General features: G+C 44.0%; 9 protein-coding genes and 1 pseudogene. 7 read left to right on the top strand and 3 right to left on the bottom strand.

The window, feature by feature from the left end:
- Window positions 1-361 precede the first annotated feature (361 nt).
- The 5 genes and pseudogenes from PN450_RS19640 to PN450_RS19620 all read left to right on the top strand — a co-directional run bounded on the left by PN450_RS19640 (window position 362) and on the right by PN450_RS19620 (window position 10,013).
- Complete coding sequence (locus tag PN450_RS19640; RefSeq protein WP_213712384.1) at window positions 362-964, top strand: hypothetical protein; 603 nt, start codon at window positions 362-364, stop codon at window positions 962-964.
- Between the two features lie 456 nt (window positions 965-1,420).
- Window positions 1,421-1,549 carry a hypothetical protein gene (locus PN450_RS19635; RefSeq protein ID WP_271837285.1) on the top strand — a complete coding sequence of 43 codons (129 nt, stop codon included), beginning with the start codon at window positions 1,421-1,423 and terminating at the stop codon, window positions 1,547-1,549.
- A pseudogene (locus PN450_RS24145) lies at window positions 1,539-2,312 on the top strand (SdiA-regulated domain-containing protein); the annotation flags it as partial. The gene PN450_RS19635 and the pseudogene PN450_RS24145, both read left to right, overlap by 11 nt.
- 363 nt (window positions 2,313-2,675) lie before the next feature.
- Entirely contained in the window at window positions 2,676-9,110 is a 6,435-nt protein-coding gene (locus tag PN450_RS19625; protein WP_271837283.1) for an alkaline phosphatase D family protein, read from the top strand.
- A 330-nt stretch (window positions 9,111-9,440) separates the two neighbouring features.
- Window positions 9,441-10,013: a hypothetical protein gene (locus PN450_RS19620; protein ID WP_168696184.1), complete on the top strand. Its 573-nt coding sequence runs from the start codon at window positions 9,441-9,443 to the stop codon at window positions 10,011-10,013.
- Between the two features lie 72 nt (window positions 10,014-10,085).
- Here PN450_RS19620 and mutS read toward each other — a convergent pair whose 3' ends face one another.
- A complete protein-coding gene (mutS, locus tag PN450_RS19615) occupies window positions 10,086-12,686 on the bottom strand; it encodes a DNA mismatch repair protein MutS (protein ID WP_168696183.1) in 2,601 nt (866 codons plus the stop codon).
- Between the two features lie 248 nt (window positions 12,687-12,934).
- Between mutS and PN450_RS19610 the strand changes: the two genes are divergently transcribed.
- A complete protein-coding gene (locus PN450_RS19610; protein WP_015083438.1) occupies window positions 12,935-13,420 on the top strand; it encodes a hypothetical protein in 486 nt (161 codons plus the stop codon).
- A gap of 243 nt (window positions 13,421-13,663) precedes the next feature.
- On the top strand, window positions 13,664-14,770 hold the full coding sequence (locus tag PN450_RS19605; protein ID WP_271837281.1) for a fatty acid desaturase: 1,107 nt from the start codon (window positions 13,664-13,666) through the stop codon (window positions 14,768-14,770).
- Between the two features lie 42 nt (window positions 14,771-14,812).
- Here the strand turns inward: PN450_RS19605 and PN450_RS19600 are convergent, their stop codons facing one another.
- Entirely contained in the window at window positions 14,813-15,094 is a 282-nt protein-coding gene (locus PN450_RS19600) for a TMEM165/GDT1 family protein (protein ID WP_148761115.1), read from the bottom strand.
- Between the two features lie 30 nt (window positions 15,095-15,124).
- Complete coding sequence (locus PN450_RS19595; RefSeq protein WP_148761113.1) at window positions 15,125-15,502, bottom strand: TMEM165/GDT1 family protein; 378 nt, start codon at window positions 15,500-15,502, stop codon at window positions 15,125-15,127.
- Window positions 15,503-15,856: the final 354 nt, after the last annotated feature.

Here is a 15,856-nt window from a genome sequence, read left to right as displayed (position 1 = left end):
TAATAGTAAATACATTTCAAAAAATTAATTTTTTGAGAAATTTTTGGTGTGGGCTTTAATTCTCAATAACCAATACTTATTGACAGAACTGTTACTGTTACGTACTTTTAGACTTTTTATTTACATCGAACTCAGGTAATACTAAGGTATTTGGTCCTGATGGGGTGGAGTTGATGCGATTGCTGAATGTAACCCCCGGTCAGCTTACTGCTGCCAATTTTCATGGTGGCTTTTAACAGGCAAGAATAACAAATTGAAGATTAAAAACGCCTGAAATCATTGTATTAGATGAATTGAAGGCGTTTTAATCAAATTCATTAGGCAATTCAATATTAGTTAGTTATCTGAGGAGATCGCAATCATGAAATTACAAAATACAGTCCGTCATTTGGTTCAATTTTCATTATTTACCATGGTCATGACTTTTGGTCTTGTACCATCGGCTTATGCCATAAGTTTTAACCTTAGTTGGACTGGTAATTCTGGAACCAAATTAACGGGAACATTTGAGGGAACTGCAAATAATGATGGACTGATTGGAACGGTGAATGGTATTAGTAGTATCACAGCTTTTAATGTTACCTTTACCGATTCTGCAAATAACGCACCAGTCACCTACAATTTGTCGGATCTCAATAGCCCTACCTCTTCTCCGAATTTTAATTTCATTTACGACACCAATAGCGGAAAGGTACTACAATCTGGCGATCCGCTCACTAGTACAGGTTTTTCTATTGGTCTTGACTCTGGGTATCTTCTAGAATCCACATCAACCAATGGTATTACTTTTACAGATTTCACTGGTCAGTTCAATAATGATAGCGGCGTTACTGGTAGTTTAAATGCAACTCCCGTACCCTTTGAATCTTCGCCTGTAGCCCCATTAACAGTATTACCAATTTTAGGCTTAATGGGTTTTTATCGGCAGCGGCAAAGGCGTAAAATGGTTGCTGTAAATAAGTAACCTGCAACCTTTGTAGTACAATTCATGTAGCTTGAAAAGAAAGATTGTTTTTGTAGTTGATTTTTTATAAGGGAAATGCCGAAAACCCTTGAAGATGTAGCTGACTAAGTCAGCTACATCTGTGCTTTAGACAAGGGATGAAGGCTAGAGGCTTTCCTTGATCCTGCATTGACATTAATTGAAAAATTTGAAATTATTTCAAATTTTCATCCATATTCGTGAGACAATTAAATTGTCAGCAAAGACATTAAAAACCTACCGGGGGACTCTCGGAAAGTTACGCTTGCCAGAGATGATTCTGCCAGTAATGGCAAACAGGATCAGGGCAAGAACCCAAATATTTAAGGCAATGCCTGAAGCTGGGATAACTGAGAGATATAGACTGAAACTCTCTATAGAATCCCCGCGTCTTTAGACCGGGGAGTGTCAAGGTCTACAACAACATAATACCAACTTATGCTGAATATAGCGATCGCCCAACTACAGACAAAGCTCGTTTTTGTAGTTGATCCAAAAGCGATCGCACAACTCTCTACTAGATTTTCTCAAAACTACATTTTAGGGAATTTTATTCATGCCAGTTAATCCTGTTACAACTGTGGATCTGTCTACCTATGTTCGCGTGGGTCGGTACGACCTGCCCGAACCCACCCGCACTACTGCCCCCACGAATAGCCTCTTAGCCCAAGAAGCCTCGGCTGTAACCTACAACTGGGATACCGACACCCTATTTGTGGTCGGCGATGGTGGTACATCAGTTGTGCAAGTATCGAAGACCGGGCAGTTGATTAACTCCATGACCTTAGCTCCTGGTAGTAGTCCCCAAGGTACAGACTTCTATGACACGGAAGGAATTACCTACGTCGGCAATGGTAAATTTGTTCTCATAGAGGAGCGCGATCGCCAGGCTAACTTGTTCACCTACGTCGCCGGTGGCACCTTGCACAAATCCGATGCACAGGTCGTCAAGCTCGGTACGACAATCGGCAACATTGGTCTGGAAGGCGTATCCTATGACCCGTTGACGGGTGGGTTTATTTTCGTCAAAGAGAAGACCCCCGAATCCATCTTCCAGACCACCATTGATTTCAATGCTGGCACCGCGAGCAATGGCTCACCTACGGCAACGAGTTCGACCGACTTGTTCAATCCGGCTCTGACTAACCTTGCGGACTTTTCTGATGTTTTCGCCCTGTCGAATCTGCCGTCCCTGAACGGGCAGACAGATTACAGCCACTTGCTGGTGATCAGTCAGGAGTCTGGACAGATCATCAACGTTGACCGCTCTGGTAATGTGTCCAGCAAACTGACGATCATTGCTGATCCGGGCAGCGTATTGAGTGTGCCAGATATGACCATGGAAGGCGTGACCATGGATCGTGATGGCTACCTCTATGTCGTCAATGAAAATGGCGGTGGCGATGCTAACCATCCGCAACTTTGGGTCTATGCCCCATCCACTGCTCCTAACCTTGCCCCCACTGCTGCCACCCTGATCAACCCCGTGACTTCGATTCCTGAGAATACCAGCACTGCGTCTCCCGTTAAGGTGGCTGACATTGGCATCACCGACGACGGCTTGGGAAATAACAACTTGACGTTAATTGGAACAGATGCAAATTCCTTCCAAATCATCGGCAATGCCTTGTACCTCAAAGCTGGAACGACTCTCAATACTACCACCAAGCCCAACTACAATGTTACGGTCAATGTGGACGACCCCGCAGTGGGAAACACTCCAGATGTAAGCGTCAACTATGCCTTAAATGTTACTGCTTCAACGGGTGGAACTGCCAGCCTGATCATCTCAGAGGTGGCACCATGGTCTAGTGGTAACAGCCCTCTTGCTGCCGACTGGTTTGAGGTGACGAATATCGGCACTGCCGCTCAGAACATCACCGGCTGGAAGATGGACGACAACTCTAACTCCTTCGGCTCTGCGGTCGCCCTAAACGGTATCACGAGTATCGCTCCCGGCGAGTCAGTGATCTTCATCGAAAGTGCGTCACCCAGCACCATCCTTCCCACCTTTAAGACCCTGTGGTTCGGTGCGAACTCACCTGCCAATCTCCAAGTTGGCACCTATACCGGATCGGGTGTGGGACTGAGTACCGGAGGTGATGCTGTCAACCTTTTTAATGCCGCTGGCGTTGTTCAGACTAGAGTGGACTTCGGGGTTTCTCCTGCTGGATCGTCATTCCCGACCTTTGATAACGCGGCAGGTCTTAATAACACCACCATTTCCACCCTGAGCGCAGTGGGCATCAACGGAGCATTCACCGCATCAGGCGATGCCAATGAAAAAGGATCACCTGGAACCATCGGAGCTTCTGCCACAGCCATTATCACCATCGCAGCCACAGATGCCAACGCATCGGAGACTGGCAGCGACCCTGGCACTTTCCGCATTACTCGCACAGGCAGCACCGTCGGCTCGTTAACTGTCAACTACATAATCGCCACGGGTTCTGGTCAGGCTACAAGCACAGATTACGCGCCAACCCTGACAGGAGTAGCAACCATCGCATCAGGACAATCCTTTGTGGACATCACCATTACCCCCATTGATGACACCCTTGCGGAAGGAACTGAAACTGTAACTTTGACACTAGGAGATACGGGCAGCTACGATACTGGCACACCGAAAACAGCCACTGTTACTATTACTGACAACGACTCGGCCGTTGATTTTAGTACAGGCAGCTATCGCGTCACTGAAGGCAATACGGCGGGTTTCTCCAACAGCGCAACGGTCAGAATTACTCGTCAAGGCGATCTTAGCAATATCAGTACGGTACAACTGCTATTAAGTGATGGTACAGCCAAAGGTAGTGCTGCTGCTCCCACTGTAGATACAAGCAAAGGACTCAGCAGTTCTGCCACCCCTTATATGATCCCCACAACACCAGGATCGGGTGTTAGTGTGAAATCCATCCTCACTGTTGGGGATTCAGTTAACAATAAACCTGATGGCACTCCCTATAAAATGGTGGGTATTCCCGATGGTTTGGGGGCTTTTGATAACGGTGATGGTACTTTCACCTTGTTGATGAACCAAGAACTTGGCAGCACTAGCGGCATTACCCGCGCTCATGGTGGTAAAGGTGCATTCGTTTCTAGTTGGGTGATTAATAAGTCCAATTTGTCGGTTGTGAGTGGTAGCGATCTGATTCAAAATGTTTACAACTGGAATTCTGCCACCCAAAGCTCTAATACTACCACTAGCACCATCAACTTTAACCGCTTTTGTTCTGCGGATCTCGCTGCGCCTACGGCTTACTATAACGCCGCTACTGGACTTGGTTCTCAAGCGCGGATTTTCTTGAATGGGGAAGAAGGCGGTTCTACTGGTTATGCACTAGCTACAGTCGCTACTGGTGCTAATAAGGGAAATACATACATCCTCGGCAAGTTCAATCTCTCCACCAATGGCTCAGGGTTAACCGGTGTTGGTGGTTGGGAAAATGCCCTGGCCAATCCCTTCGCCCAAGATAAAACCATCGTAATCGGCAACAACGATGGTGGTACGGGACTCTTGAGTCAATCTGTTGCGGTTTATGTGGGTACTAAGCAAAATACTGGGACTGAGATTGATAAAGCTGGTTTGACCAATGGCACACTCAAGTTTATCAATGTAACTGGCAGCCCGGCGGAAATAGTCAATACCACAACCCGCGCTACTAATATCACCAGTGGCACAGCCTTCACCCTTAGTGGTACAGCCTCAACAGCCTTCTCCCGTCCTGAAGATGGCGCTTGGAATCCCCTCAATCCTAGTCAATACTTTTTCGTGACCACAGACCGGATTGACCAAGTAACCGATGGTATTGGTAGTCAGGTTGGCCGTACCCGTCTCTGGCGCTTGAATTTCAGCGATATCACCAACCCTGATGCTGGTGGCACAATTGACCTACTTATTGATGGAGATATAGTCAATGGAGTAAAAGTCAATATGTTTGACAACATGACCGTTGATAAATATGGTCATATTCTCCTTCAAGAAGACGTGGGGGGTGCTGCTCACAATGGCAAAATTTGGCAGTACGACATCGCTACTGACACATTAAAACTGCTGGCTAAACATGATCCGGCTCGATTTGGTGATATTGGGGTGGCTGCAACTGCACCATTCAACAACGATGAGGAATCATCTGGGATTATTGATGCTCAAGATATCCTTGGTCCTGGTTGGTTTTTACTTGATACCCAAGCCCATTACGGCATTTCTGGGGAACTGGTAGAAGGTGGACAATTGCAAGCACTTTTCAATCCTGATACCTACAAAGCTTATCAAGCGGACTACATCAATACACCAATTACTGTTACCTTCGCTCCTGGTGAAACTTACAAGGATGTGCAGATTCCCGTTGCTGGGGATACGAATGTAGAACCCAACGAAACTGTCAACCTGAGCCTAGCAAATCCCAGCACTGGCAGTTTAGTGGGAACTAAGCAGCCCAATGCGGTGCTAACGATTCAAAGTTATGACCCTCCTACCAACGTGACTTTAAGTGCTACCAGCACGAATGAAAATGTCACTGCCAATAGCGTAGTCGGGACTTTTAGCACTACTGACCCGACTATCGGCGATACTTTCACCTATAGCTTTGTTGCTGGCACAAATGACAATGCAGCTTTCACAATTAGCGGAAATCAATTACTGATTAATGCTTCCCCAAATTTTGAAGCTAAGTCTAGTTATAGCGTTGTAGTCCGTTCTACAGATCAAAGTGGACTTTACACTGATAAAACCTTCAGTATTACCATTAATGACGTAAATGACCTAGCAAGCATTAGTGGAAATGCGGCTGTCAGCATCAAAGAAGGAACTAATGTTAATGCCAATGGTAAACTCACCGCTTCAGGTTCATTAACAGTTGCAGATGAAGATGCTGGTCAGAACAAGTTTGCAACCAGCGTCATTTCCGCAAATGGTAACTTAGGTACTTTAACGATTACTGACACGGGAGCTTTTAGCTATAGCGTTGATAACAGCGCGGTGCAGTATTTGGGCGCTGGTCAGACCAAAGTTGATACCTTTACTGTGTCATCCCTTGATGGCACAGCCAGCCAAAATATCAGTATTACCATTAACGGTGTAAGCGCAGGTTTCACTGGGGTAGCTGCGGGAGATGCCACAAGTAATAGTGTGATTCTTTGGACTCGCACTTTTGATACAGCGACTCCCTCTCAGTCTTCTGGCGTTACAGAAAATGTCAAGCTGGAAATCTCTACCGATTTAGGATTTGGCAATATTGTCCAATCCATAAACAGTGTTACCCGTGATGCTAATTATGACTACACCTTAAAGATTAATGCCACGGGTTTACAAAGTAACACGAAATACTACTACCGTTTTCAAGCCGCCACAGGTGAACTTAGTCAGGTTGGCACTTTTAAAACTGCTCCTGATGCAACAGTGGCGACTCCTGTGAAGTTTGCCTTCAGTGGCGACATGGACGGTCTGATGCGCCCCTATCCTCTAGCGAGTGCAGTTCCGGGGGAGAACTTGGACTTCTATGTAAATCTCGGTGACGTGATTTATGAAAATGCGAGTAACGTGGCTGGTAACAACGGTGCATCCTGGTTGAACTCCCCATCTGTCACGCTTTCTAACGATTCCTTGAGCTTTAACGGGATTCCCAGGGCATTCATCCCTGACGGTACTCCCTTTGCTACCCAGGCGCAGTTAAAAGCAGATTACGAGAAGAAATATCGTGAGAATTTCCTGCCAGTAAATAACGGTGGGCAGAATAGTTTGCAAGTGTTCTACGCAGGCCAGGGTAACTACACCACCTGGGATAACCACGAATTGGGCAACCGCAAGTATATTGATGGCGGTGCGCCTGCTGGCGGTTCTGTAGGTGGTGCAGACGGGACAAATATGGCTACTGGAAGGGGTGTTGATGCCCGCGCCGGCGGTTCTGGCAATGTTAACAACGTTAATGATGCGGCTGACCTGCTTTCTCCATCTGCTTTGGCTGCTCTAGGCGGCTTCATGAATCAATCAACAGGATTCCAAACGCTGCGTGATGTATTCCTGAACTACCAGCCCATCGCTGAACGCACGGTGACGGCCCCATCAGATCCACGTTCCAACGGTACAAAGCAACTCTATTCCGCCGTGCAATGGGGCAAAAATGCGCTCTACATCAACACTGATTCCCGCTCCTACCGCGATATTCGTCTGAAGACAGCCAACGGTGGTGCTGATGACACCGGCTCCCGCGCTGACAACCCAGACCGCACCTATCTGGGTGACACCCAATTAGCATGGCTGAAGCAGACTCTGCTTGATGCTCAGACCGCAGGCACACCCTGGAAATTCGTCTCTCTATCTGATCCGATTGACCAACTCGGTCCAATCGGTGGTGCGCTCTCCGGCACAATAACTTCTGTCAATTCTGATGGTGGTAAGTCTTACATGGGCGGCTACCGCGCCGAGCGCAACGATTTACTCAAGTTTATTGCTGACAACGGCATTAAGAATGTAGTCTTCCTCTCGGCAGATGATCACCAAAACCGCATCAACGAACTTTACTACTCGCCCACGGGACAAACCGGTGTGCAGTCGAGCTATGTGAAAGTTCCTTACGTCTTCTCCATTGTTGATGGGCCACTCGGTGCCACTGGACCAGACACAATCACGAATCACTCATTTGCTAATATTAAAGCGATCGCTGATGATTTAGCTACAAAGCAACAAGCCGCAGGCATCGAACCCATCGGACTCAATGGCTATGCTGGACTGCATGATGTGAAGCGCGATCAAAACGGTACTCTGTTGAGCAAAGCCACACCGGGGGCAGTGGACTTCTACAGCCCTGACACCTTCAACTATAGTGTCCTCGAAGTCAGTCCAGATGGAAATACGTTGACAGTTACCAGCAAAGGTATTAATTCCACAGCACCAAACTCCGCAACAGAGTATGACGCAAGTGGTAATCCAGTCCGCACGCTCTTCAGTTTCCAAGTTGATGCTGCTCAAGCTCCGACAAATTTGGCATTAAGTTCTACCAATGTCAACGAGAATGTGGCGGCTAACACAGTTATCGGTACGTTTACTACTACTGATCCTAGTGCTACTGACACCTTTACCTACAGCTTAGTTAGTGGCACAGGTGGTGCTGATAACTCTGCCTTCACCATTAGCCAGAATCAACTGCAAATCAAGGCTTCCCCAGATTTTGAGACCAAATCCATTTACAACATCCGGGTGAGAACCACCGACAATATTGGTCTGACCTTTGATAAGGCATTGACAATTAATATTAATGATGTCAATGAAGCACCCATCGTCAGCAATTTAATTCCCTCCCAACGTGGGGAAAACGGTCAAGCCTTCACCTACACCTTACCAACCAATATCTTTAGTGATCCTGAAGGGAAACCACTCACTTTCAGCACATCTGGACTTCCCGCGTGGCTGTCCTTTAATGCCAATACTCGCACCCTGACCGGAACTCCTAGCAGTACTGGTACTTTTGCGATCGCTGTCCAAGCATCTGACGGTGTGGGAAATGTGTCCACCAATTTCTCAATTAACGTTGCTGCTGCCACCGTTAGCCAAGATTTGAGCAGCAGTAATGCTGGGCAAACAATTACAGCCTCCGCAGGTTCAGAAGTAGCTACCTATACAACAGGCTCTGGTGACGATACTATTAATGCCAGTGCGAGAACAGGAGTCGTCACAGTTTACGCCAACGCTGGTAATGACAACATTTGGGGTGGTACTGGTAATGACTTCCTTTATGGTGGTGCTGGTAATGACACGCTCTCCGGTGGCTTAGGCAGTGACCGACTCTATGGAGAAGACAATAATGACATTCTCTATGGTGGTGCTGGCAACGACTTACTTTATGGCGGTAATGGAAATGACACGCTCTATGGTGGTGCTGGTAATGACAACCTTTGGGGTAACGCAGGTGCTGATATCTTTGTCCTTGAACCAGGTAACGGGGCTGATACCATCCGCGACTACGAGGATGGGATTGACAAGTTGGGCTTCAGCTTTGGTGCTGTGTCTTTTGTTCAAAGTGCTGCTAATGCTCAAATTAAACTCACCAGTGATGGCTCACTTCTAGCAACTTTGAATAACGTCAATATCAGTGTTCTTAACGGTTCGGATTTCACCACTGTCTTCTAGATAAAAGCTGACTACTGACCAATCACCGTTAGGGTTTAGTAGCTGGTAAAACCTATAGCCAGACTGGGAATTAATTCCCAGTCTCATCGCCAAAGTCATCTAAAGATGACTAAAAATTCCCAGTTTACTAAAGTAAACTTTGGCTATTAGCCTGGAACTTAAGTTCCAGGCAGGTGTGGAAGCCCACAAATAAGCCGTCTGTAACCTAACCATTCGGCAGGTTTAACACCAATCAACAGTACGCTAAACCCTTTACCTACATAGCTTTTTCACCATTTTTTGGGAAATTTACCGCCAATACTCTGTAATTACTCTGAAGGAATCCATACTATGCGTCAATTTGTTAAGTTTGCCATCAGCACAATCACCTTTCTAGGTTGTCTGCAAGGAACATTGTCAGCCCAGGCGATAACCTTTAATTGGCTTGGTGAAGATAGTAGTTACTCAGCTACGGGTGATTTTACTTTCAATGATGCCAATAATGATGGCTTTGCTCGCCCTGGTGAATTCACAACTTTGAATATCACTTTTAAGGATAGTTCCAGCGCCACCCTGGCATCCTACAACTTGGATTATCTTCAAACAACTACTCCAGCCTTTAACTTTAACTACAATATTGCCAGTAACTCGGTATTCCAGTCTGGAGATCCTAATGCAAGTGATGGATTTTCTATTGGTGATACTACTACTGGATATTATTTCAGTAGCTCACCTGGTGGAATCACTTTTAGTAACAGTGACAATAGTATTACTGATTTCGGCGGGACTGTTACTGCTGTACCTTTTGAATCTTCACCTTTTACTTTAGGCTTCTTGGTTGTTCCCTTTGCTATCCGTAAAATATTTAACCGACTGCAAGTTAAAGCAAAAACAATCTCACAAGCAGAACCAGAAGTGAACTAAAGATATCTTTAAACCCCCTTTTTTAAGGGGGGAATCTTGACAAAGCTCTAATTTTCGATTTTTGATGCAGATTTATAAATTCTCACGCAATCCCATGGCTATTTTACTGTGTTTTTCGATTTGTCCCATTACCTGTTTTGCTCTTTGAATTACCACTGTGGGTAAACCTGCTAACCTTCCTGCTTCTATTCCATAGGATTTATCAGCACCACCGGGTTGAACTTGATGTAAAAAGATGATTTGGTCTGGTAATTCTTTAACTGTAACTTGATAATTTGCTACATTAGAAATAATAGTAGCCAATTCATTTAACTCATGATAATGAGTAGCAAAAATCGTGCGAGATTTAATCTCAACTGCTAAATATTCTGCCACAGCCCAAGCAATTGAAAGACCATCAAAAGTTGCTGTCCCGCGACCAATTTCATCTAACAAAACCAAAGATTTCGCAGTTGCATGATTGAGAATATTGGCAGTTTCATTCATTTCCACCATAAACGTAGATTGACCTGTGGCTAAATCATCTACAGCCCCAACACGGGTAAAAATGCGATCGCACACTCCCAATTTAGCAGACCGCGCCGGCACAAAACTACCCACCTGCGCCATTAACTGAATTAAACCAACTTGACGCAAATAACAACTCTTACCACTCGCATTTGGACCGGTTAAAATCACTAAATCAGGGGAAGATAAATTCTTCTTTTCCTCTTCCTTCGCTTCCTTCGCTCCTTCGTGGTTCATTTCCTTCCCCCCTAAGCAAGTCGAATTAGGGACAAAAAATCCAGCAGGTAAAGACTGTTCCACCACCGGGTGACGACCATCAATCACGTTAATCTCGCGTCCTGTAAGCATTTCTGGACGACAATAACCTTGATGTACGGCTAATTCCGCCAAACCACATAATACATCTGACGCAGCTACGGCACGGGCAATACTACGGATGATTTCGGCATGAGAACCCACTTCATCCCGTAATGCGTCAAAAATCTGATATTCCAACTGATTTAAATCATCTCGCGCTGTGAGAATTCGGGCTTCTCGTTCTTTCAAATCAGGAGTAATGTAACGTTCCTCATTTGTCAGAGTTTGCTTACGAATGTAATTATCGGGAACTTGGTCAGATTTACTGCGGGAAATACTGATATAATAACCAAAAGTTTTATTAAATCCTACCTTCAAAGTGGGGATTCCCGTTCTTGTTCTTTCGTCAACTTCTAAGTTGGCAATCCATTGTTGATCACTTTCGACTGTAGCCTTTCTTTCATCTAAAAGCGGATTGATTCCCGCCCGAATTAAACCGCCTTCTTTTAGATGAGTCGGTGGTGATTCTACGATGTGAGCGTGTAATTTTTCTGCTAGTTCTTCGAGGCTGGGCGGGACTTTTTGCAAAGCTTTTAAGAAAGGTGATCTCGCATCTTCTACCAAGCGAGATAATTCTGGTAAACGGGAGAAAGAATCAGCTAAGGCGACTAAATCCCGTGCATTTGCTCTACCAGAAGCGGCTCTGACTGTTAAACGTTCTAAATCATAAATTTGCTTGAGTAAATGGCGTAGATCTTGGCGTAAAGGTGTATTTTCTACTAATTCTTGAATGGTATCTTGGCGGGATTTAATCCCTTTGATCTCTAGTAGCGGTTGTAACAACCATCTTCTTAAAGCCCGGCTGCCCATGGCGGTGCTAGTTCGATCTAAAGCCCATAATAGAGAACCGTGAAATGTGCCGTCGCGGACTGTTTGGGTAATTTCTAGGTTACGGCGGGTTTGATGATCAACTATTAAATAATCATTTAATGTATATGTGCGTAATAATTGCAGGGAGACGGGATTGGCTTTTTGTGTGTCTTCGATGTATTCTAAAAGACCACCAGCGGCGCGAACTGCCAGGGGGAGATGCTCGCAACCCAAACCTTCGAGCGATCGCACTTTGAATTTCTGCAATAATTTACTTCTAGCTTCTGCTTGGGAAAAGGGGACTTGCGATCGCAAACTATAACAAAATGTAGGTGGTAGACATTGGGGCAAAGAGGGTGAAGTTTCCCCTGGACGCAGTAAACTACCTAAATCGGGGGCGTTAGTGGGAAACAGGACTTCGGAAGGTTGTAAACGCATTAACTCTTGAGTTAAGTGTTCTAAATCACTACCTTGAGATGTGAGAAATTCCCCTGTCGAGATATCTGCGTAGGCTAACCCCCAATGATTGACAGCAATTACCACAGCCGCTATGTAATTATTCCGACTGGCTTTGAGCATTCCCTCTTCTAGCAAAGTCCCTGGTGTAAGAATGCGTGTTACTTCTCGCTTGACCAGACCAATGGCATCCGCCGAATCTTCTACTTGGTCGCAAATTACTACAGCATAACCTTTTTCTACCAGTTGGGTTGTGTAGCGTTCCCAAGCGTGATGAGGTACACCTGTCATGGCAACGCGACCGACTTCCCCACCGTGTTTACTGGTTAAGACTAATTCTAATTCTCTAGAAACGGTTACAGCGTCTTGGAAAAAAGTTTCAAAAAAATCGCCTACTCTGTACAGCAGCAACGCATGAGGATATTTATCCTTGACTTCTACATAATGCTGATACATCTTACTCAGCTTACTGCGGTCTTCTACCAGATTTGTATCAGTAAGTGATTTGTTGGGTTGATTGGGTTCTGGTGTGGAAGTCGTCATGGTAGATGCTGAGAATTTATTGGCGCAGATGATTGTGATTCCTTCTGATCATAACGTGATGTGGGGGATTGGGAGCGATCGCTTCAGGTTTATTTATTTTTATATAAATTACCCTTGGTATTGGAATGATTTTTTCCTTTTGGAGGAAATCTGGGTTAGAGTTTCTTGTTTGTAACAATTAATTGATATTTGTTGCCAAAATCACTGTTTTAGTTAGACTCTAAGAAGACAACAAAGCAATTATTTTTATGAACACTCTTTCTAGTCTGGAATTTAAACGGTCAACTTGGCAAACAGCGATTATGTTAACTCTGGGCTTCTGGCTCAGTGCTAGTCTGGTTTTAGATTGGGTAATTATGCCTAGTCTTTACTTTGCTGGCATGATGAATGAGGCTAATTTTTCTACAGCAGGTTATCTGGTTTTTTGGAATTTTAATCGCCTAGAATTATTGTCTGCTACTGTGGTTTTAACTGCTGTACTGGCTATTAGCAAGACTAAATCTAATTGGCCTTTAGGTAGTATTGCTTTATCTGGAATTCTGTTAACAGTAGCATTACTAGATACTTATTTCTTAACTCCCCAAATGTGCGCTCTAGGTGCTAATTTCAGCTTACTTACTAGTAATCTAGTTCCACCACAAATGAACTTATTACACAGCGGTTATTTTCTATTAGAAGCATTGAAGCTAGTAGCAGGTGGTATTCTGTTAAATTTGTACTGGCGCGAAGCTTAATGTTTAAAAAGTAAAAAATATCACACTATCAAGCATAAACACTGGCATTGTCCGGGATTTTGAAGATTGCTATCTAGCTAAACATTAACCCAATATTTGTCATACTAGATATAGTATAAAATAGCGTGCAGAATCTGGGTTAATGAATCGCCAAAAACCTCAATTTTTGGTGAGCTTATGACAAAGTAATTCCCAGCCAACATCACCGGACTGTTAGTAAAGATAGTGGTCAAACTAATCATAATGATTAAGAAATCAGATTTTGTCTTAGCTCCCTACATGAAGAGCAACGACTTACGCGCAACTTATCAAGTCCTTAATACAGTTGTTCCCTATATTTTGTTATGGATTTTAGCAGCAAAAGCAGCAGAATTTTCCTTTTGGTTGCTGCCACCGATCATGATTTTGATCATACTATTTTCACTGCGTTGTTTTTCTTTAATGCACGACTGTGGACATTATTCACTGTTTAGATCAAAACGGGTAAATAGAGTCGTAGGATTTATTTTGGGAGTGATGAATGGCATCCCTCAATATCCTTGGTCAAGGGGTCATGCTTTTCATCATAAAACAAATGGCGACTGGGAAAAATATAAAGGACCGGCTGCATTAATCTCCACAGAGAAATTTGCTAAACTTAGTCCTTTTGCCCAAAAGCGGTATGAATTACTTAGGCATCCATTAATGCTTTTGCCGGGCGGTTTTTTCTATCTAGCAATTAAGCCCAGACTGGCACTAATCGCTGGTTTGTATGGTTTTATAGGTCATTTGCTGACTTGCATACAGAAAGAACCGACTATGGATATCAAGGAAATCATTTACTCTTATAAATCCAGAAATTGGTACACAACAGGAGAGTTTTTTGATATCCTTTTCAACAATATTTGCGTAGTTAGTAGTTGGATTTATTTGGGTTATTTACTAGGATTTGGATTCTTCTTTGGGGTTTACTCAATCACTCTCACCTTTTCAGCAGCAATTTTTATCTGCATCTTCTTTGTACAGCACAATTTTGATGGCTCTTACGCCCATAAAACTGAAGGTTGGGATTATACTCTAGGAGCATTACAAGGCAGTAGTTACTTAGAATTACCCAGAGTTCTTAAATGGTTTGGGGCAGACATAGGCTATCACAATATCCACCATCTTTCTGAAAGAATACCTAATTACAATCTGGAAGCTTGCCATAATCAAAATATTCATTTACTGACCCATGTAAAAAAGCTAAAAATAGCGGATATTCCTGATTGCTTCCAATTTATTTTGTGGGACGCATCGGAGGATCGTCTTGTATCTATCGCTTCATTTCATCAATCAACCGATTACGGTAGTAACTTTATGTTACAATAGCGGATCTCCTTAATTTCCGATCATTTATTTGCTAACTGTCTCTTATTCCTCTTCACTGTTGGGTAATAAGAGACGGATAGCAAGAATGGCAAATCCCACAGCAGCGATCGCTTTTAAAATCCGTGTAGGTAAAAATTGGGACACCGCACCACCAGCTAATGCGCCCAGGAGACTTGTTAATACTAAAGCGCCCGCTGTACCAAAAAATATAGCTTTTCGAGATTGTCCTTGTCCAGAAAGAGCGATCGCTGCTAACTGACTTTTATCACCCAATTCTGACAAAAACACCGTGACAAAGCTTAGTCCTAAAAGATGCCAGTTCATAATTTCCCCAGTTCACAATATTTACAAGTATTAACCCTGAATTACATCCCATACCAACATGACGGAAATCAGTAGTAACATCACCCCGGCTGATTTCTCAACGGTTTTAGGGCTAAGTTTTGTAGATATCCAACCACCTAATAATACTCCCAGTAAGCTAGTAGTAATTAATGCTACTGCTGAACCCAGAAAAACCACCCAAGGGGCATGAGATTCTGCACTCATTAACAGGGTAGAAAGTTGGGTTTTATCACCAATTTCCGCGAGAAAAATGGTGATGAAGGTTGTCCCAAAGACCATAAATACAGATTCTTTCGGTTGGGGATGATCCTTAACTATGGGTTGATGTAATTGGCTTTCAGTTTCCGATACGTGGGAAATGCTGACAGGTGGAGTATCAAGTTTCACAGGCGCTAATCTTGTCTCTAAGTTGTTTTCATATTCTTTTCATTTTCTCATATTGTTGTCATAAATTGCAACTTTACTGGATTAAAAACCGACAGCTTGATCAAAACGGATTTGTTCCAAACTGCGATCGCTCTGCTTATACTCGTCAAGATGTAATATCAAGCAAATAGCAGTATTTATTTTTTATATAAAGATTATTGATGAGAATACACGCTTAGAGGGTGTTTGAAAAGTTATGGTTGATGTATCAAATATTTTTTACCCCACCCTAACCCTCCCCTTGTAAAGGGGAGGGAACTGGATTTTTATTGTTTCCCCCCTTTACAAGGGGGGACTAAGGGGGGTAGCAATGTG

This window comes from Dolichospermum lemmermannii CS-548, assembly GCF_028330815.1.
Classification (GTDB): domain Bacteria; phylum Cyanobacteriota; class Cyanobacteriia; order Cyanobacteriales; family Nostocaceae; genus Dolichospermum; species Dolichospermum lemmermannii.
The sequence above is the reverse complement of the archived record's forward strand: the minus strand, read 5'-3'. Positions and strand labels throughout refer to the sequence as shown.

Bases quoted from the DNA above. Each gene is read 5' to 3' on its own strand.
- PN450_RS19640 (WP_213712384.1), top strand. From the start codon at position 362: ATGAAATTACAAAATACAGTCCGTCATTTGGTTCAATTTTCATTATTT.
- PN450_RS19635 (WP_271837285.1), top strand. From the start codon at position 1,421: ATGCTGAATATAGCGATCGCCCAACTACAGACAAAGCTCGTTTTTGTA.
- PN450_RS19620 (WP_168696184.1), top strand. From the start codon at position 9,441: ATGCGTCAATTTGTTAAGTTTGCCATCAGCACAATCACCTTTCTAGGT.
- mutS (WP_168696183.1), bottom strand. From the start codon at position 12,686: ATGACGACTTCCACACCAGAACCCAATCAACCCAACAAATCACTTACT.
- PN450_RS19610 (WP_015083438.1), top strand. From the start codon at position 12,935: ATGAACACTCTTTCTAGTCTGGAATTTAAACGGTCAACTTGGCAAACA.
- PN450_RS19605 (WP_271837281.1), top strand. From the start codon at position 13,664: ATGATTAAGAAATCAGATTTTGTCTTAGCTCCCTACATGAAGAGCAAC.
- PN450_RS19600 (WP_148761115.1), bottom strand. From the start codon at position 15,094: ATGAACTGGCATCTTTTAGGACTAAGCTTTGTCACGGTGTTTTTGTCA.